Genomic DNA, 22,541 nt, shown 5'->3' on the forward strand with positions numbered 1-22,541 from the left:
AGACCTCTGCTGCTACCGCCGCTAGGGCATGTTGACAGTATCCAAAGCGCTGCGTTGCAACGAATCGAAAATCTTCTGCGCTTGCGCAAAACCAGTTCACCTTTCTGCGCAATCACACTGGCATAATCCACCGCATCCCAGGTCGGAGAGTGCCCATGTCGCGCTACCTTTTTTTATCGCTGTGCGTGATTTTTTCGGTGGCTCAAGCCGACGAAAAAACCGCCGCAAAAAACGCTCACGATCTTGCTTACAGCCTCGGCGCGAGCCTGGGCGAACGCCTTCGCCAGGAGGTTCCGGATTTGCAACTTCAGGCACTGCTGGAAGGTCTGCAACAAGCGTATCAAGGCAAGCCGCTGGCATTGAAAGACGAACAGATCGACCAGATCCTGGCCGAGCATGAGGCCCAACTCGCCGAGCAACCCGCCCTCCCGCAAAGCGAGGCCGCACTCGAAAAAGAGCAGCGCTTTCTCACCGAAGAAAAAGCCAAGCCGGGTGTTCGGGAATTAGCTGATGGCGTGTTGCTGACGGAGCTGACTCCCGGCACGGGAGCCAAGGCTGGCCCTAACGGCAAGGTGCAGGTTTTGTATATCGGACGCCTGCCTGATGGCACCGTGTTCGATCAGAACAGTTCGCCACAGTGGTTCAGTCTCGACAGCGTCATCAGCGGTTGGCGCAGTGCACTGCAAAACATGCCCGTCGGTGCGAAATGGCGCCTGGTGATTCCATCGTCCCAGGCTTACGGCGCGGACGGTGCCGGCGACCTGATCGCACCGTTCACACCGCTGGTATTTGAAGTCGAATTGCGCGGCGCCACCAGCTGAATGGCAGGCACAAAAAACGGCGCGCATAGCGCACCGTTTTTAGCCTGCGGGAATAGGTTCAGGCCTGAACCGAATCCTCTTCCTTGTGAGCGGTATGCAGCACTTCGATCAAGCAATCTTCCAGCTCGAAGCGTTCGTGCAACAGGCCACCCAGCTCCTTGAATTTCTCCGCGACGCACTTGCCCGCATCACACAGGTCGTTGAACGCCAGCAGCTTCTCGGTGATAACGTCGATGCGTGGGTAAAGGGTCTCGGCCAGCTCCAGACCACGCTTGTCGTTGAAGGCCTTGGCCTCCCCCGTCAACTGTTCGTAGATCTCGAAGTGCCCGGCAGACACGTAATCGACCAGCACGCCGCAGAATTCCTGCAAGGGCTTTCGGTCTTCGCTCAGCGTTTCAGGCTTTGCACCGAGCTTGTCGTATGCATCGATCAGATCTTTGCGCTCCTGCAACCAGCGGTCGATCAGCAGGTGCACTCCGCCCCAGCGTTCCTGAGCATTCTGACAACTTTCGAGCATGGTGATCTCTCTTCCCTTGTGGGTCAGCTGCTCTATGCCTGCTCGCCTCTTGTTACGTCAGTGGGCGGTCAGGCAGAGCGTCATCGAGCAACATAATTCCAATGACACGTGCGGGCCAGATTATGCCCGCGCGACTGTGGCTTCAAGGTACGCAGGCGATAAAGTTCATACAAGTGTTTAATCGCCCATCCGCACCCGGTGCGACGACTTGCCGCTGAGCGGTCGTTCACACGCAAGCCAGACGATGCGAAGCAACTGATAGCTCCCCAGAATCGTCATCGCGACAAAGAGCAGCAGGCTCCATTCCGGAATGCTCAGATCGAACAACGTCCAGGAAATCTCGTCACAATCGCCCTCCCCTTTAAACATCTGCGTGACCCGGCATACCCAGGGCAGGCTTTGGTACATCGTCTCCAGGCTGGACGAGCACGTCGTTAGCTGATGCGCCGGATCACTTTGCCGCAAAATCTGCCGCCACGCCGTAGCTGTGCCCACGAGGCTGCAGAAAAATCCGGACAACCAATACAGGAACGATCCAAAGCGCCCAGGCCCCTGCACCGAGGCTGCAAGGCTGATACCCGTTAGCAACGCCAGGCAAAGCCGTTGCAAAAGGCACAAGCCGCAGGGTTTGAGTCCGACCGCATATTCCAGGTAATAGGAAACGCCCAAGGCCAGGGAGCCTGTAATGAAAACCATGAAAAACAAGGAGCGTGAGCAGGCCAAAGACATGGCATTTCCGTACCAATAGAGACAGGTGGTTACGGTAGAGGAAAGCGCGCCGGCCTTTCAAGGCAGGTCTGCACGGACACTTCACCAGAAGCGTAGGGAATTCCCGACGGCGTCGAGAGGAATTGGTGTAGTCCCATGTAGGACAAGGCCGATCAAAGACTACAAAGCCAAACACCAGAAGAATTTTGAGCATGCGGATCGCCCTTTCGAGCGCCCCTTGCCCAAGACTTCAAGCGTGAGCCAACGTCGGCAGCGGTGCTGCCAGCAGGCGCTCATCGAGCATGCCCAGGCCTTCCTGAAACAGCTGATTACTGCGTTGCGTGTCACCGAGCTGTGCCAGTAGCCGCGCCAGTTCCGCGCAGGCTTCCGGGTTACGCTGAACCCGCAGGCTGCTTTCCAGGTAATCACGCGCCTTGCCCCAAAGGCTGTTTTGCAGACACAAGCGACCCAGTGTCAGCAACAGGCTTGGGTCGGCCGGATGATCCTTGAGCCAGCCCTCAGCCGTTTGCAACTGCCGAGCCGGATCGCTGCCGCGAACCAGTCCGTAAAGACGCGCCAGATGACTGTCGTATTTACGTTTGAGGGTCGTGCGCAAAACCTCTTCCGCTTCGACCTGCGCGCCCAGCTGCCGCAATTGCTCGGCATACGCCAGCACCAGCTGAGGTTCCTGACGCTGAGCCGAAGTGAGCTGCTGCCAGGCGCGGTTGAGCGATTGCAGACCAACCTTGCCATCGTCTTCCCGATGCGCCGCCAGGGACAGGTTTTCACCCCACGCACGACGCTCCAGTTCAGCCAGTTCAGCGGGCGGCAGGACTTTATCCTTGCGCAGCTCGGGCAACAGGCGAATCACCGCCGACCAGTCGCCACGCTGCTGAAGCAGACGCTGTAGCTGTCGCAGCATCTGCGCGTTGTGCGGATGACGCTCATGCATGGCTTGAAGGGCCGCCAGCGCACCGTCGGTATCGCCCCGGTCAGTCTGCAATTGTGCATGGTTCAAGGCGATCGCCAGTTCGGCCTGCGGCTGGCGCTCCAGTGCACGCTCCAGCAGATTGTCGCTTTCTTCGTAGTGACCTTGTTCGTTCGCGGCGCGAGCCGCGCCGAGGTAGTAAAGCAGCGGTTGGCGTTCGGCCTCCGCAGCCCGTTGCAAATGACGCTGCGCACTTGCCCAGCGACCTTCCGCCAAATCCAGCTGACCGTGTTCTATCGCCACTTGCACGCGGCGGCTGCGATTTCGGTTCGACCAGGGATTGACCACGCCACTGGACGTCATCACCAGCTCAACCAGCACCTTGATGCCCCAAAACAGCAGCCACAGGACCGCGACCAACGCCAGCGTCGCCCACAGGCTCGATTCATAACGAAAACTTTTGTAGGCAATCAGCACGTAACCGGCATGTTCGGCAATCGCCAACCCTAGCGCGGCGGCCGCGGCGATCACCAGGAACACGATCACATAGAGACGTTTCATGGCGTTGCTTCCTGAGCGGTACCTGCGGCAGGTTTAGCCATCGGCTTGATCGAGTCCTCGGCGTTGACGTTACGCCGCTCCAGATACCCCTGAACCGCGCTCAGCGTGCCGGTCAGGTCCGGCGTCACCACGGTGACCCGTTGTTTGCTCAACTCGCCAACCTGCTCAAGCATCACTTTGCTCTGGGGGTTGTCCGGATTGAAGTTGCCGGTCAACACATCCCGCGCTTCCGCCAGCGCCTGGGTGTAAACCGCAGCCTGACCATTGAGCGCGGCCCATTGCGCCTGCTCCAGCGCCAGGCTCAGGGCCAGGCGCACCTGGCTCAGGCTCTGCCCGGCCAACAATGGACGCACATTTTTGTCAGCATTGAAGTCGATGCGGATGTAGCGGGAGATCTGATCCCACCACTGCGCCCAGCGACTGGCACCGTCACCATCGGCGGTCAGGCCCAGCAGTGATTCACCCCGGTCCTTGTACTCGGGCGCCAGTTCGGTGAGGTCAATCACCTGATCACGCAAAGCGCCCAGTCTCAGGAACAACCCGGTGCGATCCGGTTGCTCGGTGCTGCGCAACGCCACCAGGGTTTTGGCCACTTGCTCGCGAGCGGCAAAAGAGCCCGGATCGTTCTGTTCACGAAGAATATCGTCGGCACCCTGCACCAACGCCTGGGCGCTGCTGATGTCTTGCAATGCCGAGAGTCGCAGGCTGGCCAGACGCAGCAAATGCTCGGCCTCGGCCAGGCGCCAATCTTTGCGGCTGGCACCGAGGATGGTTTCAAGTCGCTGGTTCAGGCGTTGTTGATCACCCTGCAACTGCGTCACCAGGCGGCTGCGCGCTTGCAGCTCATCGACGGCAGGCAACTGCTCCAGCCGTGCAGTAATGCGCTGCTCGTTGAGCTTGAGGCTTTGCGCCTGATCGTTCAGCGCCTGCACCTGAGCCAGTTGTTGCTGGTTATTGGCTTGCAGGTGACGCACCTGCCAGACACCCCAACCGCCCACGGCGACCCCGGCAGCACCCAGCAGCAGTGCGACGATTGCCAGCCCATTGCCTCGGCGCTGCACGTCAGCAGGTGGCGCCGTTTCAACCGGAGTTTCAACCTGTGCATCACGCACTGGCTGGTCGTCATCTTTAGGCAAGGCAGTTTCGCTCACGTATCCATCCTTTGCATTAGAGAACGGGTTCGGGATGCTCCCGCAACGCCGCCAGCAAAGCCGCGGCACTGGCGCCGCGACAATCCACAACTGTTTGGGCCCCGGCAGCGCGTGCCAGCTCGGCGACCCTGGGGCTTGGAACAAACAACGGCAACCGCGCCAACTGTGGCCAGGCATCGCCGGCCAGTTGATGCAGGTGCTCAAAACCTTGCCCACTGCTGACCACCAGCCCGTTCAAGCGTTCCGCCCGGACCCGCTCGACCAGCTCCGCAGCCGGGTATTCAGGCAATCTGCGACGGTACAACTCCAGATACTCGACACTAGCACCAAGCTCGCGCAAACGCTCAGCCAGTAGCTCGCGACCACCCTCCCCGCGCATGATCAGCACCCGCGGTTCAGGCCCGGCAATAGCCTCGCGCAAAGTAGCAAGTTCAAGCAAGGCTTCACTGTCGTCACCCTCCGCCGGGAAGCTCACATCCAGACCACTTTCATCGAGGATCTGTGCGGTGGCTGCGCCTACGCTGAACCACTTCAGTGACGGTGGCCGAGGCCAGAATTGGCCGAGCAGGTCGACGCCGATTCTGGCAGCCGGTTTGCTGACGACAATTACCGCGCTGAAGCGATCCAGTTTCCGGATCACCTCGCGCATGGTGTCAGAGACAGCAATCGGACCGATTTCCAAAAGCGGCAAGCAGCTGCTGAAAATCCCCGCTTCGGCCAACGCATGGCTCAGCGCCGCTGACTCATCCGCAGGGCGCGTCAGCAGCAGGCGCCAACCTGTCACTCGTGACCTGCCTCGCCGTAGACCGCTTTCAGAATGTCGTTGGCGCCCTGACTCAGAAGATCCTCGGCGACTTTCACACCCAGGGTTTCGGCATCTGCACGTGGCGCACGGCCCTCGGCGCTGAGCAACAGGCCACCGTTTGGATCTCCGACCAGGCCACGCAACCAGACCTGCTCACCTTCAAGCACGGCATAGCAGGCGATGGGGACCTGGCAGCCGCCGTTCAAGTGTTTGTTGAGGGCACGTTCGGCCGTCACGCGAGTGGCGGTGTCCTGATGGTGCAACGGTGCCAGCAAGGTGTGAATTTCGCTGTCGGCTGTGCGGCATTCGATACCGACTGCGCCTTGTCCACCAGCAGGCAAGCTGTCGTCGACGCTGATCGCCGACGTAATACGGTCTTCGAAGCCCAGGCGAATCAAGCCCGCCGCGGCAAGGATGATGGCGTCGTATTCACCGGCATCGAGCTTGGCCAGGCGCGTATTGACGTTGCCACGCAGGAAACGGATTTCCAGGTCCGGACGACGGGTGAGCAACTGGGCCTGACGGCGCAGGCTGGACGTGCCGACGATACTGCCCGGGGGCAATTCATCCAGGCTGGCGTACGTGTTTGAGACGAAAGCATCGCGAGGGTCTTCGCGCTCACAGATGCAAAACAGGCCGAGCCCTTCGGGGAAGTCCATCGGCACGTCTTTCATGGAGTGCACAGCGATGTCGGCTTCATTTTCCAGCAGCGCGGTTTCCAGTTCTTTGACGAACAAACCCTTGCCGCCGATTTTCGACAGCGGAGAGTCCAGCAACTTGTCGCCGCGACTGACCATGGGCACCAACGTCACGAGCAGGCCAGGATGGGCCTCTTCCAGACGGGCTTTGACGTATTCGGCCTGCCATAGGGCCAGGGCGCTTTTGCGGGTGGCGATGCGGATTTCGCGAGAGGACATGGATCAATCCGTACTGAAATAGATACGGCGGATAATAACAGCTCAACCAAATCCACTTTGACTTGTATCAGATACTGCGTGGCCTCCCTGGCCCGGGATTGTCCGCAATCAGCGATGCAACCCGCCTGCGAACGGCGAGTTAAAGCTGCTGCATCATTTTGCGCACGCCGGCCACATGGCGCCGACTGACGATCAATGCATCACCGTTCAGGCCTTTGAGAAACAGCTGGAAATGCCCCAGAGGCGTGCGTTGCAAGCGCTCGATACGTTCGCGGGCGACCAGAGCGTTGCGGTGAATACGCACGAATCGGTCGCCGAACTCATCCTCAAGGGCCTTGAGCGGTTCATCCAGCAACACCTCGCCACCTTCGTGGCGCAGGGTCACGTATTTGTGATCGGCAATGAAGTAGACCACCTGATCCAACGGGATCAGCTCGATGCCTTTGCGGGTTCGCGCGCTGATATGACTGCGGGGACCGCTGCCACTTTCGGCGGCGGGGCGAGTCAGGGCGGCGAGCTGGAGGCGATTGGGGCGCTCGGCTTTCTTTAATGCTTCGTGAAGATGTTCAGTACGCACGGGTTTCACCACATAGCCTACGGCGCTGGCCTGTAAGGCTTCCACGGCAAATTCATCGGGTCCTGCACAAAACACCACAGCGGGCGGAGTTTCGCGTTCGCACAACCGCGCAGCCACTTGCAGGCCATCAAGGCCTGGCATGCGGATATCGAGCAACACGATATCCGGTTTGTGGCTGTCGATCAGTGCCAACGCCTCTTCGCCGTTCGTGGCGCTAGGCTCCAGGACACTGTATCCCTCGAGTTCACCGACCATTCGGCTCAGGCGCTCGCGGGCCAGGGGTTCGTCATCAACGATCAGGACATTCATATTGCGCTGGATTCCTGCGTGAGTCTCGCACAAGGATAGCGTAGACAGGTGAAGTGACGTCCGTCACCGCGATCCACGCTAAGACTAGCGCGAGGGCCAAAAAGTGCCGCGAGATCGGCGGCTAAATTTTCAACTGCCGCGTGACTGGAGGCTCTGGCCCGCGTTGGCGAGATATCGCCGTGGGTTTTCCGATACACAATATGAACACCCCCTCTTCTTATAGTCAGTGGCCGCACCGAGAAGTGCGCAGTTCCTACTGTCCAACTGTAGACGGTTGCCGGGACGTTATTGCTCAATTGAAAAATATCGTTGCGCAATTTTCCAAACTCTCACCTTGAGTATGGACCGAGGTATAAGAAAAAACGTATCGACCAGTGTCAGCGACAGGATTGGCAACCCTGTTATTATCCGCGACAGCTTCCAACGTCACTTTTCTCCAGCCGATACGAGCGAATTCATGAGCACTGACAAGACCAATCAGTCCTGGGGCGGCCGCTTCAGTGAACCCGTCGACGCCTTCGTCGCCCGCTTCACCGCCTCCGTCACTTTCGACCAGCGCCTGTATCGCCACGACATCATGGGCTCGATCGCCCACGCCACCATGCTGGCCAAGGTCGGCGTGCTGACCGATGCCGAGCGCGACAGCATCATCGATGGCCTGAACACCATTCAGGGCGAAATCGAGGCCGGCCAGTTCGACTGGCGCATCGACCTCGAAGACGTGCACATGAACATCGAGGCACGCCTGACCGACCGCATCGGCGTCACCGGCAAGAAACTGCACACCGGCCGTAGTCGTAACGACCAGGTCGCCACCGACATCCGCCTGTGGCTGCGTGACGAGATCGATCTGATCCTCGCCGAAATCACCCGCCTGCAAAAAGGCTTGCTGGAACAGGCCGAGCGCGAGGCAGGCAGCATCATGCCGGGCTTCACTCACCTGCAAACCGCGCAGCCAGTGACCTTCGGGCACCACATGCTGGCCTGGTTCGAAATGCTCAGCCGCGACTATGAGCGCCTGGTCGACTGCCGCAAACGCACCAACCGCATGCCATTGGGCAGCGCCGCGTTGGCCGGCACCACCTACCCGATCGACCGCGAATACACCGCGCAGCTGCTGGGCTTCGACGCCGTTGGCGGCAACTCGCTGGACAACGTGTCCGATCGTGACTTCGCCATCGAGTTCTGCTCGGCGGCAAGCATCGCGATGATGCACTTGTCGCGCTTCTCCGAAGAGCTGGTGCTGTGGACCAGCGCGCAGTTCCAGTTCATTGATCTGCCGGACCGCTTCTGCACTGGCAGTTCGATCATGCCGCAAAAGAAAAACCCTGACGTACCGGAACTGGTTCGTGGCAAGTCCGGCCGCGTCTTCGGCGCTCTGATGGGCCTGCTGACCTTGATGAAGGGCCAGCCGCTGGCCTACAACAAGGACAACCAGGAAGACAAAGAGCCGCTGTTCGATGCCGCCGATACCCTGCGCGATTCGTTGCGCGCCTTTGCCGACATGATCCCGGCCATCAAACCCAAGCACGCAATGATGCGCGAAGCAGCGTTGCGCGGTTTCTCCACCGCCACCGACCTGGCTGACTACCTGGTACGCCGTGGCCTGCCGTTCCGCGACTGCCACGAAATCGTTGGCCACGCCGTGAAGTATGGCGTGGAAAGCGGTAAGGATCTGGCGGAAATGAGCCTGGAAGAGCTGCGTAAATTCAGCGACCAGATCGATCAGGACGTATTTGCGGTGTTGACGCTGGAAGGTTCGGTGAACGCTCGCAACCATATCGGCGGCACTGCACCGACGCAGGTAAAGGCCGCTGTTGCGCGCGGTCAGGCACTTTTGGCTAGCCGCTAAAAGCATCGCAAGCAGGCTCACTCCTACAGGGGAACGCATTCCATTGTAGGAGTAAGCCTGCTCGCGACGACTGACTTCAGAGCACTAAAAACTCACTTCTTGGTCGCGACCATCGCCAAAAACGCCGGCATTGCCGCTTCCTTGTCCGCTGCAATCTTCTGCACATGCGGATTCTGCTCAAGCCGCTGCAACAGCGCTTTTGCCTCCGGCATTTCTGCCAACAGATCGATACCAAACAGCTTCTGCCCCACGGCACTGGCCAGCGGCACGCTATAAAGGAAATACAAATCCGCCACGCTCAAGCTGTCGCCCGCCACATACGGGGCGAATTTGCCGTGCCGGGCCAACGAGGCAAAACCCAGCAACAGCTCGGCTTTGGTCCGCTCCTTGATCGCCTCTGGTATCTGCACGCCAAAAAACGCCTCGCCGTAGCACATGCGCGCCGGCAACTCGATGTACAGCTCGATTTCCTTGGCCAGCGCCAGGGTTTGCGCACGCTCGAAAGGATCGCTTGGGAGCAGCGGCGTGCCTTGCTGGCTCTGCTCGATGTATTCGAGAATCACCGCGGTTTCATTGATAAAACCGTGCTCGGTGTGCAGCACCGGCACTTTACCGCGCGGGCTGATGGCCAGTGCTTGCGGGGTAGTGCCGCCATAAAACGCCACTTCTTCGAACGGCAGTCCCTTCTCGAGCAGCGCCAGTTTGACCATGTTGTAGTAGTTGCTGACGGAAAATCCATAAAGCTTGAGCATCACAAAGCCTCCAGGCCGTGCGGGGTTGGCAGTCCTGTTTTATAGAACGTCGCAGCGATTCTTGCCAGCAGCATCACAGCGCTGAATGCAGGTAAACTGGCCGCCTTAACTTGAGGAGCCTGCCATGAGCGAGCCGACAGACATCGATAACGACGAAGAAGAGTTCACCGAAAACACCCTGATCGAAGCCATCGAAAACCAGATCGAAAGCGATAACCCGCCTGCAGCCAAGGCAACGTTCAACAAGTTGACCCTGGTGGGTTACGAGCGGGAAGAAATTCTCAACCTGATGGCCCACGTTTTAGCGGTAGAAATCGACGCGATCCTCGAAGAAGACCGCGCGTTCAACACAGAATGGTACGAAGCGGCACTGCGCGCGCTACCAGAACTGCCGCCGGAAAAGAAGTAAGTCAGAAACCGGTAGGAGCAAGGCTTGCCCGCGATGAACGATGGCACGATCCGTCTGACAGGTCGCGGCGCGGCAATCGCGGGCAAGCCTTGCTCCTACAGCACCCCGCTGCCGCACCTCCTGCCGGGGAATGCTTCCCGAGGCGAAAAATCCCTGTCGCGAGCACTGGACATGCCGCACAAGTGGGCTCACCTTAGGGGCGCTGTCGTCCAATTCCTAGAAAGTCTGGAGTCCTTATGTCGCTTACCCCTGAGTTGGTTGCCGAACTGGAAGTCCTCGCACTCTTCAACCTGGACAGTTCCCAGGAAGGTTTGAAAATTCATCAGACCGCTGCCCCGAAACACATCGCCGCCGCCAAACGCCTGCATGAAAAGGAACTGATCGACCAGCCCGATGGCGGTTACCTGACCAGCCTGGGGCGTGATGCCGCACAAAATGTGCAAACAGTACTGACCATTCTGAGTGTCGCAGAAACAGCCTGAAGATCACCGCATCGCCCACGGAAACCCCTGCGACGGGATTTCCGCGGGCAAACTTGCTGAGTCGCCATCAACCCGCGATATAAATCTGACGTCAAAATCCAAAATCAGCTTAAAAGTGCCAGGCCCGAGGCGCTAAACTGCCCCTCATCCGCCGACCCCACGTCCGAGCCTCGCGAGCCGGTTTGAGCTGACATGACCCGCAACCATGAAATCCGCCCCGATCTGGACGAGGGAATCGACCGCAAGGTTCTCAGCCAACTGCGCGCCCGCTTTCTAAAACTCAATGAAGGCCGCATGGCCCGTGCCATGGAGGGGTTGTCGACCCGCCAGCAAACAGTACTGACGCTGCTGCCGCTGTTTTTCCACGTGAATCATCCGTTGTTGCCAGGGTATGTGTCCGGCAGCACGCCGGCCGGACTGTCGAACTTCGAGCCCGACGCCAATGCCCTCGCTGAAGCCCAACGCCTGACCCGCTCGTTTTCTTACAAGCCGCGCCATGGCAGCAACCCGCCGCGACCGATCCACGGCCTGTTCCTGATGGGCAGCCTTGGTACGCTGGCTCAAGCCGATCAGAGCGACATGGACGTCTGGGTGTGCCATGCACCGGACCTCAGCGAAAGCGAACTCGCGGAGCTGCGTAAAAAGTGCCAACTGCTGGAGGTCTGGGCCACGAGCCTGGGCGCCGAGGCGCATTTCTTCCTGATCGACCCGACGCGCTTCGTGCTCGGCGAGCGCGATACCCAGTTGAGCTCCGAAGACTGCGGCACCACCCAGCATTACTTGCTGCTGGACGAGTTCTACCGCACTGCGATCTGGCTGGCAGGTCGTACGCCAATCTGGTGGCTGGTGCCGGTCTACGACGAATCCGCCTACGACCGGTACACCCACACGCTCCTGTCCAAACGCTTCATCCGCGCCGACGAAAGCCTGGACCTCGGGCATTTGGCCTACATTCCGCCCGGTGAATTCATTGGCGCCGGCCTCTGGCAGTTGTTCAAGGGCATCGAGTCCCCCTACAAGTCCGTGCTCAAGCTGCTACTGACCGAGGTCTACGCCAGCGAACACCCCGAGGTTCATTGCCTGAGCCTGCGTTTCAAACAAGCCGTGTTCGCCAATCAACTGGACCTCGACGAGCTGGACCCTTATATCGTGGTCTACCGGCGCATCGAGGAATACCTCACGGCCCGGGGCGAACCGGAACGGCTGGAATTGGTGCGGCGCGCCCTGTACCTGAAGGTCAATCGCAAACTCACCGGCAGCAGCCGCGCTCAGAGCTGGCAGCGTTCACTGCTGGAGCGGCTGGCTCAAGAATGGGGCTGGGATCAACGGCAACTGGCGCTGCTTGATAGCCGCAGCCAGTGGAAAGTCCGCCAGGTCAGCGCTGAACGCCGTGCTCTGGTCAACGAGCTGAACTACAGCTACCGCTTCCTGACTCAGTTCGCCCGCAGCGAACAAACTGTCAGCCTGATCAACAAGCGCGACCTCAACGTGCTGGGTCGACGGCTATACGCGGCCTTCGAGCGCAAGGCCGACAAGGTCGAGTTCATCAACCCGGGCATCGCCCCGGACTTGGCCGAAGACACCCTGACACTGGTGCAGGCGCCCAACAAGAAAGAGCCGGGGCAAACCCAGTGGGGTTTGTACAACGGCAGCCTGACCGCTCAAGAGTGGGAGCATTTCGCGCCGATAAAGCGCAGCCGCCAATTGCTTGAATTACTCACCTGGTGCCACCGCAATGGCGTGATCGACAGCAGCACGCGGCTCGCCCTGCACCCTGGCGCCAGCGACTTGAGCGAGTTCGAACTGTTCAACCTGCTCGGTAGCCTGCAACAGAGCATTGCGCTCCCCCTGGCCACCGTTGCAGAAGAGACGTTGCTGCGCGCCAGCGTACCGAGCGAGGTGTTGATTCTGGTGAACGTTGGCGTCGACCCGCTCAAGCATCATCGCGATCTGAACATCCTGATGACCACCGAGCGCACCGACTCGTTGAGCTACGCCGGGGTGCGCGAAAACCTGGTGCTGACGCTGGACCAGGTCACGCTCAACAGCTGGAACGAAGTGCTGGTCAGCCGCTACGACGGCCCTCATGCCCTGCTCGACTGCCTGCGCGCTTACCTCAACAACCTTCCAAGCGGGTTGGCGCAGCCTCGATTGCGGGTTCGCTGTTTCTGTCACAACCGCGCGCAGTTCATTGCGCGACGCGTCGAAGAGGTCCTCGATACAGCGCAAAACCTGTTATTGAGCAATCTCAATCACCGTTACCTGATTCAGGTCCAGCAGCACTACCACGTGCTTGAGCTGGTGCCCGGCCAGGTCAATCACGTTGCCCTCGCCACCTTGCCGGCACTGATCGATTACCTGGGCGAGGAACTGACAGCGTACAGCCCGCTGCACCTGGACCCGATGGCACTGGAAGACCACGACCTGGCACTGCTTCTGCCGATGGGGCAACCCGAGTGCATCCAAGTGTTCTACCGAATCAACGAAGACCAGGCCGACTTGTATGTCCTCGATGAATTCAATGCGCTGTGGCAACAACGCTTGCCTTATCACGATGAACAAAGCCTGCTGGTGCCACTGCAACGCTTCCTGCAATCGATTCAGTACCGACGCGATGCCTTGTTGCCGATGGACGCGGCCCAGCCCTTGAGCCTCGACACCTTGTATTACCAACTGCTGCCTTCCGGCCCCGGACGAGCGCGTCGGGTCGAAGCGCGGCCCGCGCCGCAAACGCCGGTCAACAAACCGTTCTACGACGTCCAGGCGATCATCGGCAAAGCCGCACCGGGAAAGGTGCAGGTGACGTTGTATTGCAATCAACGAGAGTTTTCAGAACTGGAACATGGCGACCAACTGTTCAGCGTGGTTGCACAAGAAATCGTCGAGCAGCGTCGCGAAACCGAACGCTATCGCTGCTACATCACCGACCTGGACCTTTCGGGCCTGCCCGGTGACGAACAGAGTTCAAGCAATTTGTACCTGCGCTACAAGGCTGACCTGGAGCGCTCGTTGAACGAGGCACTCGAACAGGTCTGAGGGGCGTTATTCCGGGAAGTCGCCGCCATTGGCAGGCTGGGATTCAACTTCCAGCAACGTCAGTTTGAGGGTCTTGCCGCCCGGCGCTGGCCAGTCGATGTGCTGACCGACTTTCAGACCGAGCAAAGCACTGCCCACCGGCGCCAGAATGGAAATCCGGCCTTCGTCGGCATTGGCATCCTTGGGGTAAACCAGGGTCAGGTGATAGTCCTTGCCACTGCTTTCTTCACGGCAGTGCACACGGGAATTCATGGTCACGACATCGGCGGGCACTTCATCGTGACCAACCAGGGTATCGGCGCGATCCAGTTCGGTTTGCAGCGCGATGACGCCTGGCAGCGTGTCATCCAGGCTGTCGATCAGGCGCTCCAGACGTTGGACGTCCAGACGGGTAAGGGTGATGGAAGGTGCGGTCATGATTAAGGCAGACTCCTTTCTTCTGCACAGAAAAAGCAAAACCCCGCCAGAAAAAGGCGGGGTTTTCACGAGCCTCGATGGGTTGAGGCGTTTCTGGACACTATCACAGCTCAATAAATATACAAGTCAGGTGCGACCAAGCACTTTGTAGCCGCTGGCGAAGCCTGCGTTCGGCTGCGTAGCAGTCGTGGAATCAGGCGATAGGGTGTATCAGGAGTAACGAGCATTCAGGTTTTACGACGGCTACGCAGCCGAACGCAGGCTTCGCCAGCTGCTACAGGTCGCTTGAAGGCTTCAGGTGGCGGTCTTGCGCTGTGAGGCTTGGGCACAGATAACCCGTCGACGTTCATCATCCGCCGAGCGCCACTCGCGGATGTCTTCGACATGGCGAAAACACCCAAGGCAGACCTTCTGCTCATCCAGCCGACACACACCGCTGCACGGCGAAGGCACCGCCGGGCTGACATTGCTGTAGAGCGGTTTGGGCGGACGAACGGGCGCAGGCTGGGTCACGATTTCACAGGCCTTCGAAATCGAGTTCGACGTCAGCTTGCTGCTTGACGATGCGCTCGAGCATTTCGCCCAACTGTTCTTCGCTCTTGTCGCACATCCAGCGCTCGCTCTCTTCGTCGTAGTCGAAGTGGAAACCACCGGAGACCGCCGCCAGCCACAGCTGACGCAGGGGCTCCTGACGGCTGAAGATCAACTGGCTGCCGTTTTCGAACTTCACGGTCAGCACACCGGCCGAGCTTTCCAGATCAATATCCAGGCCACTCTCGTCGAAAATATCTTCCAGCGTCTGCTGGGTGGCATCGACCAGATCGTGGAAACGGGCTTCAGTCAAACTCATTGCGGCAACCTCAAAAAGTGTCTGTTCACGCTCAAGCGCCGCAAGATACGGGCGAGCCCCGGTGATTGCAAAGGATAACGATCAAGGGCCGACATAGGTACATCAAACGCTGTACCTGTGGGAGCGGGCTTGCCCGCGAAGGGGCCGGCCCATTCAAAATCTTTGTTGACCGGACCACCGCTTTCGCGGGCAAGCCTGCTCCCACAAGGATTGCACCTGGCCCGCCGGCATCAGCCAAGCCCCGCCGGACGGGAGCCCCATCGCATAGGCAAGCTGCCGGGTGGCCGGTATACTCCGGCGCAATTAACGCATTTTCAAGGATTTCGCCATGAAGCGCCTGATCTCTTCCCTTGCTGCGCTCGTCGCGGTTGCCTGCCTTGTGTCGGCCTGTGGTCAAAAAGGCCCGCTGTATCTGCCAGACGAAGACCAGGACCCTGTCGAACAGGCCAAGTCCTCGCAACAGCAGCCTGCCTCCAAAGCACACAAGCACGACGTCTACCAATAAGGGAACGCCATGGACGCTTTTAATTACCGTGGCGGAGAGCTGTTCGCGGAAGGTGTGGCGCTGTCTGCCATCGCCGAACGTTTCGGCACACCGACCTACGTCTACTCTCGCGCGCACATCGAAGCTCAATATCTGGCTTACGCCGATGCGCTGGCGGGCATGCCGCACCTGGTCTGCTTTGCGGTCAAGGCCAACTCCAACCTGGGCGTGCTGAATGTCCTGGCGCGTTTGGGCGCCGGTTTCGACATCGTCTCCCGTGGTGAACTGGAACGTGTTCTGGCCGCTGGCGGCAGTGCCGACAAGATCGTGTTCTCCGGTGTCGGCAAGACCCGTGACGACATGCGTCGCGCCCTGGAAGTCGGCGTGCACTGCTTCAACGTCGAATCCACCGATGAGCTGGAGCGTCTGCAAGTGGTCGCCGCCGAACTGGGCGTTCGCGCACCGATCTCGCTGCGGGTGAACCCGGACGTCGATGCGGGCACCCACCCGTATATTTCCACCGGTCTCAAAGAGAACAAGTTCGGCATCGCCATTGCTGACGCCGAAGACGTGTACATCCGCGCCGCTCAGTTGCCGAACCTGGAAATCGTCGGTGTCGATTGCCACATTGGTTCGCAACTGACCACCCTGCCACCGTTCATCGATGCCCTCGACCGCCTGCTGGGCCTGGTCGATCGCCTCGGCGATTGCGGCATCTACCTGCGCCACATCGATCTCGGTGGTGGTTTGGGCGTGCGTTATCGCGACGAAGAACCGCCATTGGCCGGCGACTACATCAAAGCCGTGCGCGAGCGCCTCGACGGTCGTGATCTGGCCCTGGTGTTCGAGCCTGGTCGCTTCATCGTGGCCAACGCCGGCGTGCTGCTGACACAGGTCGAGTACCTCAAGCACACCGAACACAAAGACTTCGCTATCGTCGATGCCGCCATGAACGACTTGATCCGCCCGGCGCTGTACCAGGCCTGGATGGACGTGACCGCCGTGCGCCCTCGCGATACTGCGCCTCGTGCCTACGACATCGTCGGCCCGATTTGCGAAACCGGCGACTTCCTGGCCAAGGATCGTCAGTTGGCCCTGGAAGAAGGCGACCTGCTGGCTGTGCATTCGGCCGGCGCCTATGGGTTTGTCATGAGTTCCAACTACAACACCCGCGGCCGTGCCGCTGAAGTGTTGGTGGACGGTGATCAGGCAGTTGAAGTGCGTCGCCGTGAGACGGTAGCCGAGTTGTTTGCTGGCGAAAGCCTGCTGCCGGAGTAACCCCATGCTGCTGCGTTTTACCAAGATGCACGGCCTGGGCAACGACTTCATGGTCCTCGACCTGGTCAGCCAGCACGCGCATATTCTGCCCAAGCACGCCAAGCTTTGGGGCGATCGGCACACCGGCATCGGTTTTGACCAGCTGCTGATCGTCGAAGCGCCGAGCAACCCGGATGTGGATTTCCGTTATCGGATCTTCAACTCCGATGGCTCTGAAGTGGAACAGTGCGGCAACGGTGCGCGCTGTTTCGCCCGCTTCGTGCTCGACAAGCGCCTGACTGCAAAACGGCTGATTCGCGTCGAAACCAAAAGCGGCATCATCGAGCTCGATGTGCGCAGCGACGGCCAGATCAGCGTCAACATGGGCGCACCACGCCTGGTGCCGGCCGACATCCCGTTTGTCGCCCCGGAACAGGCGCTGAACTACCAGGTCGACGTCGATGGCAGTGCAGTCGAACTGGCCGCCGTGTCCATGGGCAACCCCCATGCCGTGCTGCGGGTCAGCGACGTCAACAATGCACCGGTGCATGAACTGGGGCCGAAAATCGAACATCACCCGCGCTTTCCGGCGCGGGTCAATGTCGGTTTTCTCCAGGTCATCGACCGCAGCCGCGCGCAGTTGCGCGTCTGGGAACGCGGTGCCGGGGAAACCCAGGCCTGTGGAACCGGTGCCTGCGCAGCCGCAGTGGCCGCGATCAGCCAGGGGTGGATGGATTCGCCGCTATTGATCGATCTGCCTGGCGGGCGCTTGTCCATTGAATGGGCAGGCCCTGGCCAACCGGTCATGATGACCGGCCCGGCAGTACGCGTATACGAAGGACAAGTGCGTCTTTGAGTGAGCTAAACCCATGACCGACAAGCCCCAGGTTCCCGCCCTGCAGTCCGACGAAGCCCCTAGCGAAAGCCTTGAGGCGGCGGCGATTGCCGCGTACCTGGAGGCTCATCCGGATTTCTTCGTCGAACACGAAGAATTGCTCCCGGCCATGCGCATTCCGCACCGACGTGGCGATACCATCTCGCTGGTCGAACGCCAGATGACCATCCTGCGCGATCGCAACATCGAGTTGCGCCATCGCCTTTCGCACTTGATGGACGTCGCCCGCGACAACGACCGCCTCTTCGACAAGACCCGCCGCCTGATTCTCGCGCTGATGGACGCCAGCAGCCTGGAAGACGTGGTGATCAGCGTCGAAGACAGCCTGCGCCAGGACTTCCAGGTGCCTTTCGTCAGCCTGATTTTGCTGGGTGACAATCCGATGCCGGTGGGCCGCTGGGTGACTCACGCCGAGGCGCAAACGGCCATCGGTGGCTTGCTCTCGGAAGACAAAAGCGTCAGCGGCAGCCTGCGTGAACACGAACTGGACTTCCTGTTTGGCGAGGAACAGCGCAAGCAGATCGGCTCGACCGCCGTCGTCGCGATCAGCTATCAAGGCATCCACGGCATCCTGGCCATCGCCAGCCGCGATCCGCAGCACTACAAAAGCTCGGTGGGCACCTTGTTCCTGAGCTACATCGCCGAAGTCATGGGCCGCGTGCTGCCACGGGTCAACAGCTCCCTGCGCTCGGTCCGCTGATCATGGAAAGGCAACTGGACGCTTACTGCGAACACCTGCGCAGTGAGCGGCAGGTGTCGCCTCACACGCTGTACGCCTACCGCCGCGACCTCGACAAAGTGCTTGGCTGGTGCGCTAAACAGAACATCGACAGCTGGGCCGCGCTGGACATCCAGCGCCTGCGTAGCCTGATCGCCCGCCTGCATGCACAAGGCCAGTCATCGCGTAGCCTGGCGCGACTGTTATCGGCGGTGCGCGGGCTGTATCACTATCTGAATCGCGAAGGCCTTTGCGACCACGACCCGGCCAACGGTCTGGCGCCGCCCAAGGGTGAGCGTCGCCTGCCGAAAACCCTCGACACCGACCGCGCGCTGCAATTGCTGGAAGGCGCCGTCGAGGATGATTTCCTGGCGCGACGGGACCAGGCCATTCTGGAGTTGTTCTATTCCTCGGGATTGCGCCTTTCCGAACTGACCGGGCTCAATCTGGATCAGCTGGATCTGGCCGATGGCATGGTTCAAGTGCTCGGCAAGGGCAGCAAGACCCGCTTGCTGCCTGTGGGTAAAAAGGCTCGCGAAGCGCTGGAACAGTGGCTGCCGTTGCGGGCCATGACCAACCCTGCGGACGACGCGGTGTTTGTCAGCCAGCAAGGCCGGCGCCTCGGCCCCCGGGCCATTCAGGTGCGGGTCAAAGCTGCCGGCGAGCGCGAGCTGGGGCAAAACCTGCACCCGCACATGCTGCGACACTCCTTTGCCAGCCACTTGCTCGAGTCCTCGCAGGACCTGCGCGCGGTGCAGGAATTACTTGGCCACTCGGACATCAAGACCACCCAGATCTACACCCACCTGGACTTCCAGCACCTGGCCACGGTTTACGACAGCGCCCATCCACGGGCCAAACGCATGAAAGGCGACGACTCATGACCCTGCAATTGATCACCTTCGACCTCGACGACACCTTGTGGGACACCGCCCCGGTGATCCTCAGCGCCGAAGCCGTATTGCGTGAATGGCTGACCGAGCATGCGCCGAGCCTTGGAGCGGTGCCGGTGGAGCATTTGTGGGCGATCCGCGAGCGAATCCTGGGCAATGAGCCAGGCCTCAAGCACCGCATCAGCGCGTTGCGTCGCCGCGTGTTGTTCCATGCACTGGAAGAGGCCGGTTACGACCATGACCAGGCAAACGATCTTGCCGATAAAAGCTTCGAAGTGTTTTTGCATGCGCGACATCAGATCAACGTGTTCCCCGAAGTCGAGCCGACGCTGCAGATGCTGGCCAAACATTACGCCTTGGGCGTGGTCACCAATGGCAATGCCGATGTGCGCCGATTAGGGCTGGCGGATTACTTCAAGTTTGCCTTGTGCGCCGAAGACATCGGCATCGCCAAACCCGATGCACGCCTGTTTCATGAAGCACTGCAACGCGGAGGGGCTACACCCGAGACGGCGGTGCATATCGGCGATCATCCGGGTGATGACATTGCTGGCGCGCAGCAGGCGGGGATGCGAGCGATCTGGTTCAACCCGACCGGAAAAGCCTGGGAAGCCGATACGGCACCGGATGCACAGATTCGCAGCCTGACTGAATTGCCGGCGTTGTTGGCCCTGTGGAACTCCCGACACTAACCCGGAAATCACACCAGCCCAAGATACTTGTACCACCCATGAAAAAGCCCGCAGCGACGGCGGGCTTTTTCAGCAAGCAAGTGGCAGGCGCTTAGATAGGCCGGCTGCCGTACTTGTTATCAGGCTTCTTGGGAGGATCGGCGACCACGTTGGCCTCCACTTCCTGCACCTTGCCGCCCTTGGCCAAAAACTCTTCCATGGCCCGCGCGAGAGCATCGCGCTCCTTGTTTTTGGCTTCAACGCTCGGCAGCTCATCGACCGATACCGCAGCCTTGGCTTTGCCTTTTGCAGTCGGAACGGGCGCATCACCGCCATCGTCTTCAGCGACGTCTTCGGCCGCTGCTTCCAGACCTTCTTCGGTTTCGTCGTCGTCGCCTACTTCGAGGTCGTCGTTTTCCAGATCATCGTCGCTCATGTTCTACCTCATGACTCTTGCGAAAAGCAGATTAGTTATAGCCCAGCTTTACCGTCTGTCGACAGTCGCCGGAAAAATTCAATAACCGCTGGTGACCAGCGGTTCATGCCTCTTCACCGTGCACGGTGGCAAGGACTTTACGGGCACCGCCAAAATCACGGTGCTCGCCCAGATAAACGCCTTGCCAGGTACCCAACGCCAGTCGGCCTGCCGAGATCGGCAAACTGAGCTGACAGCCAAGCACGCTGGCCTTGAAGTGCGCCGGGAGGTCGTCCAGGCCTTCGTCGTTATGCTCATAGCCGTCTGTTCCTTGTGGGATCAGACGATTGAAAAACCGTTCGAAGTCGCGACGTACCGCCGGATCGGCGTTCTCGTTGATGGTCAACGACGCCGAGGTATGCTGTAGCCACAAATGCAACAGACCGACCCGACACGCCTTGAGTTCAGGCAGGCCGGCGAGTAACTCGTCCGTTACCAGATGAAAGCCCCGGGGCCTTGCCCGCAGAGTAATCAGAGTCTGTTGCCACATACAGTTCTCCGCACGTTCGGGGCGCATTCTAGCGCGCTCTGGGAAAAAACAAAGGCCCTAATATTCCTTCAATCATGTAAGCCATTGGCCGCAGAAAAACGCCCGTCGTAAACAAACCTGAACGTGTACGAAAAAACCTTTCAGCAGCTCCTCCACTGACAAATTCCGGACAAAAAAATGCCCGGCAAGCCGGGCAAGTTTTTTAGACGCGTACTTACACGTTGTAGCCGCGTTCGTTGTGAAGTGCCAGGTCGATGCCCACCGCTTCTTCTTCTTCGTTGATCCGCAGGCCCATCACCGCATCCACTACCTTGAGGATGACGAACGTGGCGATGGCGGTGTAAATCACGGTGAAGCCTACGCCTTTGCACTGAATCCACACTTGTGCGGCGATGTCGGTCACGGTGCCGAAGCCACCCAGGGACGGTGCAGCGAACACACCGGTCAGGATCGCGCCGAGGATACCGCCGATACCGTGTACACCGAAGGCGTCCAGGGAGTCGTCATAGCCGAGTTTGCGTTTCAGGGTCGTGGCGCAGAAGAAGCACACCACGCCTGCTGCCAGACCGATGATCAGCGAACCCATCGGGCCGACGGTGCCGGCAGCCGGAGTAATTGCCACCAGACCGGCGACCACACCCGAGGCGATACCCAGCGCGCTTGGTTTGCCGTGGGTGACCCACTCGGCGAACATCCAGCCCAGTGCAGCGGCAGCGGTTGCGATTTGGGTAACCAGCATCGCCATACCGGCAGTGCCGTTGGCGGCAGCCGCGGAACCGGCGTTGAAGCCGAACCAGCCGACCCACAACATGGCCGCGCCCATCAGGGTGTAACCGAGGTTGTGCGGAGCCATCGGAGTGCTCGGGAAGCCTTTACGCTTGCCCAGTACCAGGCACGCTACAAGCCCTGCAATACCGGCGTTGATGTGCACCACGGTGCCACCGGCGAAGTCCAGCACGCCCCAATCGCCCAACAGCGAACCCGGACCGCTCCAGACCATGTGCGCGATTGGCGCATAAACCACGGTGAACCACAGGCCCATGAAGACCAGCATCGCGGAGAACTTCATCCTCTCAGCGAACGCACCGACGATCAGCGCCGGGGTGATGATCGCAAAGGTCATCTGATAGGTGACGAAAACCGCCTCAGGGAACAGCGCTGCAGGCCCGGTAATGCTCGACGGTGTGATACCGGCGAGGAAAGCCTTGGCGAGACTGCCGACAAAGGAGTTGTAGTTGACGACGCCTGCTTCCATACCTGTCGTGTCAAACGCCATGCTGTAGCCATAAAGGAACCACAGGATAGTGACCAGACCGGTGATGGCGAAGCACTGCATCATCACGGAAAGAATGTTTTTGGACCGGACCATGCCACCGTAGAACAGCGCGAGGCCGGGAATGGTCATGAACAGCACGAGGGCTGTCGAGGTCAGCATCCAGGCGGTGTCGCCGGAGTTCAGGACTGGAGGTGCCACCGGATCTGCCGCCAAAGCCAGGCCGGGCATTACGATGGACAACAGGGCTCCAAGCCCTGCGAATTTACGCAGAGTCATATTGTTTTCTCCTG

Annotated in this window: 25 protein-coding genes and 1 pseudogene; 11 read left to right on the forward strand and 15 right to left on the reverse strand. The window is 59.9% G+C overall.

What is annotated here, in order from left to right:
• The first annotated feature begins 155 nt into the window (after positions 1-155).
• The gene (locus LOY55_RS29485; protein WP_046032234.1) at positions 156-821 is read left to right on the forward strand and encodes an FKBP-type peptidyl-prolyl cis-trans isomerase; all 666 of its coding nucleotides are present in this window, start codon (positions 156-158) and stop codon (positions 819-821) included.
• 58 nt (positions 822-879) lie between these two features.
• Here the strand turns inward: LOY55_RS29485 and rsd are convergent, their stop codons facing one another.
• The 8 genes and pseudogenes from rsd to LOY55_RS31325 form a co-directional block, all read right to left on the reverse strand.
• The gene (gene rsd / locus LOY55_RS29490) at positions 880-1,338 is read right to left on the reverse strand and encodes a sigma D regulator (protein ID WP_109785698.1); all 459 of its coding nucleotides are present in this window, start codon (positions 1,336-1,338) and stop codon (positions 880-882) included.
• A 177-nt stretch (positions 1,339-1,515) separates the two neighbouring features.
• Positions 1,516-2,067: a disulfide bond formation protein B gene (locus tag LOY55_RS29495; protein WP_223523018.1), complete on the reverse strand. Its 552-nt coding sequence runs from the start codon at positions 2,065-2,067 to the stop codon at positions 1,516-1,518.
• A gap of 229 nt (positions 2,068-2,296) precedes the next feature.
• On the reverse strand, positions 2,297-3,535 hold the full coding sequence (locus LOY55_RS29500) for a heme biosynthesis protein HemY (RefSeq protein ID WP_046032231.1): 1,239 nt from the start codon (positions 3,533-3,535) through the stop codon (positions 2,297-2,299).
• Positions 3,532-4,686, reverse strand: coding sequence for a uroporphyrinogen-III C-methyltransferase (locus LOY55_RS29505; RefSeq protein ID WP_109785701.1), 1,155 nt, complete (start codon positions 4,684-4,686; stop codon positions 3,532-3,534). Before LOY55_RS29505 ends, LOY55_RS29500 begins: the two co-directional genes overlap by 4 nt.
• 16 nt (positions 4,687-4,702) lie before the next feature.
• Positions 4,703-5,470, reverse strand: coding sequence for a uroporphyrinogen-III synthase (locus tag LOY55_RS29510; RefSeq protein WP_109785702.1), 768 nt, complete (start codon positions 5,468-5,470; stop codon positions 4,703-4,705).
• Positions 5,467-6,408: a hydroxymethylbilane synthase gene (gene hemC, locus LOY55_RS29515; RefSeq protein WP_046032228.1), complete on the reverse strand. Its 942-nt coding sequence runs from the start codon at positions 6,406-6,408 to the stop codon at positions 5,467-5,469. The genes LOY55_RS29510 and hemC overlap by 4 nt, the downstream gene beginning before the upstream one ends.
• Before the next feature lie 139 nt (positions 6,409-6,547).
• Positions 6,548-7,294, reverse strand: a complete 747-nt coding sequence (locus LOY55_RS29520; RefSeq protein ID WP_046032227.1) for a LytTR family DNA-binding domain-containing protein — start codon at positions 7,292-7,294, stop codon at positions 6,548-6,550.
• Positions 7,291-7,416: pseudogene (locus tag LOY55_RS31325) on the reverse strand (sensor histidine kinase); the annotation flags it as partial. The pseudogene LOY55_RS31325 and the gene LOY55_RS29520, both read right to left, overlap by 4 nt.
• A 335-nt stretch (positions 7,417-7,751) precedes the next feature.
• Between LOY55_RS31325 and argH the strand changes: the two are divergent.
• A complete protein-coding gene (gene argH / locus LOY55_RS29530) occupies positions 7,752-9,146 on the forward strand; it encodes an argininosuccinate lyase (protein ID WP_109785703.1) in 1,395 nt (464 codons plus the stop codon).
• A gap of 92 nt (positions 9,147-9,238) precedes the next feature.
• On the opposite strand, the gene LOY55_RS29535 is transcribed toward argH, so the two are convergent.
• A complete protein-coding gene (locus LOY55_RS29535; RefSeq protein ID WP_223523020.1) occupies positions 9,239-9,898 on the reverse strand; it encodes a glutathione S-transferase family protein in 660 nt (219 codons plus the stop codon).
• Positions 9,899-10,022: 124 nt separating this feature from the next.
• Here LOY55_RS29535 and LOY55_RS29540 point away from each other — a divergent pair, with 124 nt between their 5' ends.
• From LOY55_RS29540 to LOY55_RS29550, 3 genes are all read left to right on the forward strand, one after another.
• A complete protein-coding gene (locus tag LOY55_RS29540; protein ID WP_109785705.1) occupies positions 10,023-10,307 on the forward strand; it encodes a hypothetical protein in 285 nt (94 codons plus the stop codon).
• Between the two features lie 236 nt (positions 10,308-10,543).
• Complete coding sequence (locus LOY55_RS29545) at positions 10,544-10,789, forward strand: TIGR02647 family protein (protein WP_077431052.1); 246 nt, start codon at positions 10,544-10,546, stop codon at positions 10,787-10,789.
• A gap of 192 nt (positions 10,790-10,981) precedes the next feature.
• The gene (locus LOY55_RS29550) at positions 10,982-13,825 is read left to right on the forward strand and encodes a class I adenylate cyclase (protein WP_223523021.1); all 2,844 of its coding nucleotides are present in this window, start codon (positions 10,982-10,984) and stop codon (positions 13,823-13,825) included.
• Positions 13,826-13,831: 6 nt separating this feature from the next.
• On the opposite strand, the gene rnk is transcribed toward LOY55_RS29550, so the two are convergent.
• From rnk to cyaY, 3 genes are all read right to left on the reverse strand, one after another.
• Complete coding sequence (gene rnk, locus LOY55_RS29555) at positions 13,832-14,242, reverse strand: nucleoside diphosphate kinase regulator (RefSeq protein ID WP_046032222.1); 411 nt, start codon at positions 14,240-14,242, stop codon at positions 13,832-13,834.
• Between the two features lie 294 nt (positions 14,243-14,536).
• Positions 14,537-14,755: a DUF1289 domain-containing protein gene (locus LOY55_RS29560; protein WP_077431049.1), complete on the reverse strand. Its 219-nt coding sequence runs from the start codon at positions 14,753-14,755 to the stop codon at positions 14,537-14,539.
• 4 nt (positions 14,756-14,759) lie between these two features.
• Positions 14,760-15,092, reverse strand: coding sequence for an iron donor protein CyaY (gene cyaY / locus LOY55_RS29565; RefSeq protein WP_046032221.1), 333 nt, complete (start codon positions 15,090-15,092; stop codon positions 14,760-14,762).
• 328 nt (positions 15,093-15,420) lie between these two features.
• On the opposite strand from cyaY, the gene lptM reads away from it, so the two are divergent.
• The 6 genes from lptM to LOY55_RS29595 are packed head-to-tail and all read left to right on the forward strand — an operon-like array spanning position 15,421 to position 20,031.
• A complete protein-coding gene (gene lptM / locus LOY55_RS29570; protein WP_046032220.1) occupies positions 15,421-15,597 on the forward strand; it encodes an LPS translocon maturation chaperone LptM in 177 nt (58 codons plus the stop codon).
• Positions 15,598-15,606: 9 nt separating this feature from the next.
• Positions 15,607-16,854 carry a diaminopimelate decarboxylase gene (gene lysA / locus LOY55_RS29575; RefSeq protein WP_046032219.1) on the forward strand — a complete coding sequence of 416 codons (1,248 nt, stop codon included), beginning with the start codon at positions 15,607-15,609 and terminating at the stop codon, positions 16,852-16,854.
• Positions 16,855-16,858: 4 nt separating this feature from the next.
• Positions 16,859-17,689, forward strand: a complete 831-nt coding sequence (dapF, locus tag LOY55_RS29580; RefSeq protein WP_046032218.1) for a diaminopimelate epimerase — start codon at positions 16,859-16,861, stop codon at positions 17,687-17,689.
• A 13-nt stretch (positions 17,690-17,702) separates the two neighbouring features.
• Positions 17,703-18,428, forward strand: a complete 726-nt coding sequence (locus LOY55_RS29585; RefSeq protein ID WP_109785709.1) for a DUF484 family protein — start codon at positions 17,703-17,705, stop codon at positions 18,426-18,428.
• 2 nt (positions 18,429-18,430) lie between these two features.
• Positions 18,431-19,330 carry a tyrosine recombinase XerC gene (gene xerC, locus LOY55_RS29590; RefSeq protein WP_046032216.1) on the forward strand — a complete coding sequence of 300 codons (900 nt, stop codon included), beginning with the start codon at positions 18,431-18,433 and terminating at the stop codon, positions 19,328-19,330.
• On the forward strand, positions 19,327-20,031 hold the full coding sequence (locus LOY55_RS29595) for an HAD family hydrolase (RefSeq protein ID WP_109785710.1): 705 nt from the start codon (positions 19,327-19,329) through the stop codon (positions 20,029-20,031). The genes xerC and LOY55_RS29595 overlap by 4 nt, the downstream gene beginning before the upstream one ends.
• Before the next feature lie 91 nt (positions 20,032-20,122).
• Here LOY55_RS29595 and sutA read toward each other — a convergent pair whose 3' ends face one another.
• The 3 genes from sutA to LOY55_RS29610 all read right to left on the reverse strand — a co-directional run bounded on the left by sutA (position 20,123) and on the right by LOY55_RS29610 (position 22,527).
• Complete coding sequence (gene sutA / locus LOY55_RS29600; protein ID WP_008050867.1) at positions 20,123-20,446, reverse strand: transcriptional regulator SutA; 324 nt, start codon at positions 20,444-20,446, stop codon at positions 20,123-20,125.
• Positions 20,447-20,549: 103 nt separating this feature from the next.
• Positions 20,550-20,975 (reverse strand): secondary thiamine-phosphate synthase enzyme YjbQ, encoded by a 426-nt coding sequence (locus tag LOY55_RS29605; RefSeq protein WP_008030499.1) that lies wholly within the window; start codon positions 20,973-20,975, stop codon positions 20,550-20,552.
• A 214-nt stretch (positions 20,976-21,189) separates the two neighbouring features.
• The gene (locus LOY55_RS29610) at positions 21,190-22,527 is read right to left on the reverse strand and encodes an ammonium transporter (protein WP_109785711.1); all 1,338 of its coding nucleotides are present in this window, start codon (positions 22,525-22,527) and stop codon (positions 21,190-21,192) included.
• Positions 22,528-22,541 lie beyond the last annotated feature (14 nt).

Source organism: Pseudomonas sp. B21-040 (assembly GCF_024748695.1).
Lineage (GTDB): Bacteria > Pseudomonadota > Gammaproteobacteria > Pseudomonadales > Pseudomonadaceae > Aquipseudomonas.

Coding starts and splice junctions, on each gene's coding strand:
- LOY55_RS29485 (WP_046032234.1), top strand. CDS start 156: ATGTCGCGCTACCTTTTTTTATCGCTGTGCGTGATTTTTTCGGTGGCT.
- rsd (WP_109785698.1), bottom strand. CDS start 1,338: ATGCTCGAAAGTTGTCAGAATGCTCAGGAACGCTGGGGCGGAGTGCAC.
- LOY55_RS29495 (WP_223523018.1), bottom strand. CDS start 2,067: ATGTCTTTGGCCTGCTCACGCTCCTTGTTTTTCATGGTTTTCATTACA.
- LOY55_RS29500 (WP_046032231.1), bottom strand. CDS start 3,535: ATGAAACGTCTCTATGTGATCGTGTTCCTGGTGATCGCCGCGGCCGCC.
- hemC (WP_046032228.1), bottom strand. CDS start 6,408: ATGTCCTCTCGCGAAATCCGCATCGCCACCCGCAAAAGCGCCCTGGCC.
- LOY55_RS29520 (WP_046032227.1), bottom strand. CDS start 7,294: ATGAATGTCCTGATCGTTGATGACGAACCCCTGGCCCGCGAGCGCCTG.
- argH (WP_109785703.1), top strand. CDS start 7,752: ATGAGCACTGACAAGACCAATCAGTCCTGGGGCGGCCGCTTCAGTGAA.
- LOY55_RS29535 (WP_223523020.1), bottom strand. CDS start 9,898: ATGCTCAAGCTTTATGGATTTTCCGTCAGCAACTACTACAACATGGTC.
- LOY55_RS29540 (WP_109785705.1), top strand. CDS start 10,023: ATGAGCGAGCCGACAGACATCGATAACGACGAAGAAGAGTTCACCGAA.
- LOY55_RS29545 (WP_077431052.1), top strand. CDS start 10,544: ATGTCGCTTACCCCTGAGTTGGTTGCCGAACTGGAAGTCCTCGCACTC.
- LOY55_RS29550 (WP_223523021.1), top strand. CDS start 10,982: ATGACCCGCAACCATGAAATCCGCCCCGATCTGGACGAGGGAATCGAC.
- rnk (WP_046032222.1), bottom strand. CDS start 14,242: ATGACCGCACCTTCCATCACCCTTACCCGTCTGGACGTCCAACGTCTG.
- cyaY (WP_046032221.1), bottom strand. CDS start 15,092: ATGAGTTTGACTGAAGCCCGTTTCCACGATCTGGTCGATGCCACCCAG.
- lptM (WP_046032220.1), top strand. CDS start 15,421: ATGAAGCGCCTGATCTCTTCCCTTGCTGCGCTCGTCGCGGTTGCCTGC.
- lysA (WP_046032219.1), top strand. CDS start 15,607: ATGGACGCTTTTAATTACCGTGGCGGAGAGCTGTTCGCGGAAGGTGTG.
- dapF (WP_046032218.1), top strand. CDS start 16,859: ATGCTGCTGCGTTTTACCAAGATGCACGGCCTGGGCAACGACTTCATG.
- LOY55_RS29585 (WP_109785709.1), top strand. CDS start 17,703: ATGACCGACAAGCCCCAGGTTCCCGCCCTGCAGTCCGACGAAGCCCCT.
- xerC (WP_046032216.1), top strand. CDS start 18,431: ATGGAAAGGCAACTGGACGCTTACTGCGAACACCTGCGCAGTGAGCGG.
- LOY55_RS29595 (WP_109785710.1), top strand. CDS start 19,327: ATGACCCTGCAATTGATCACCTTCGACCTCGACGACACCTTGTGGGAC.
- sutA (WP_008050867.1), bottom strand. CDS start 20,446: ATGAGCGACGATGATCTGGAAAACGACGACCTCGAAGTAGGCGACGAC.
- LOY55_RS29605 (WP_008030499.1), bottom strand. CDS start 20,975: ATGTGGCAACAGACTCTGATTACTCTGCGGGCAAGGCCCCGGGGCTTT.
- LOY55_RS29610 (WP_109785711.1), bottom strand. CDS start 22,527: ATGACTCTGCGTAAATTCGCAGGGCTTGGAGCCCTGTTGTCCATCGTA.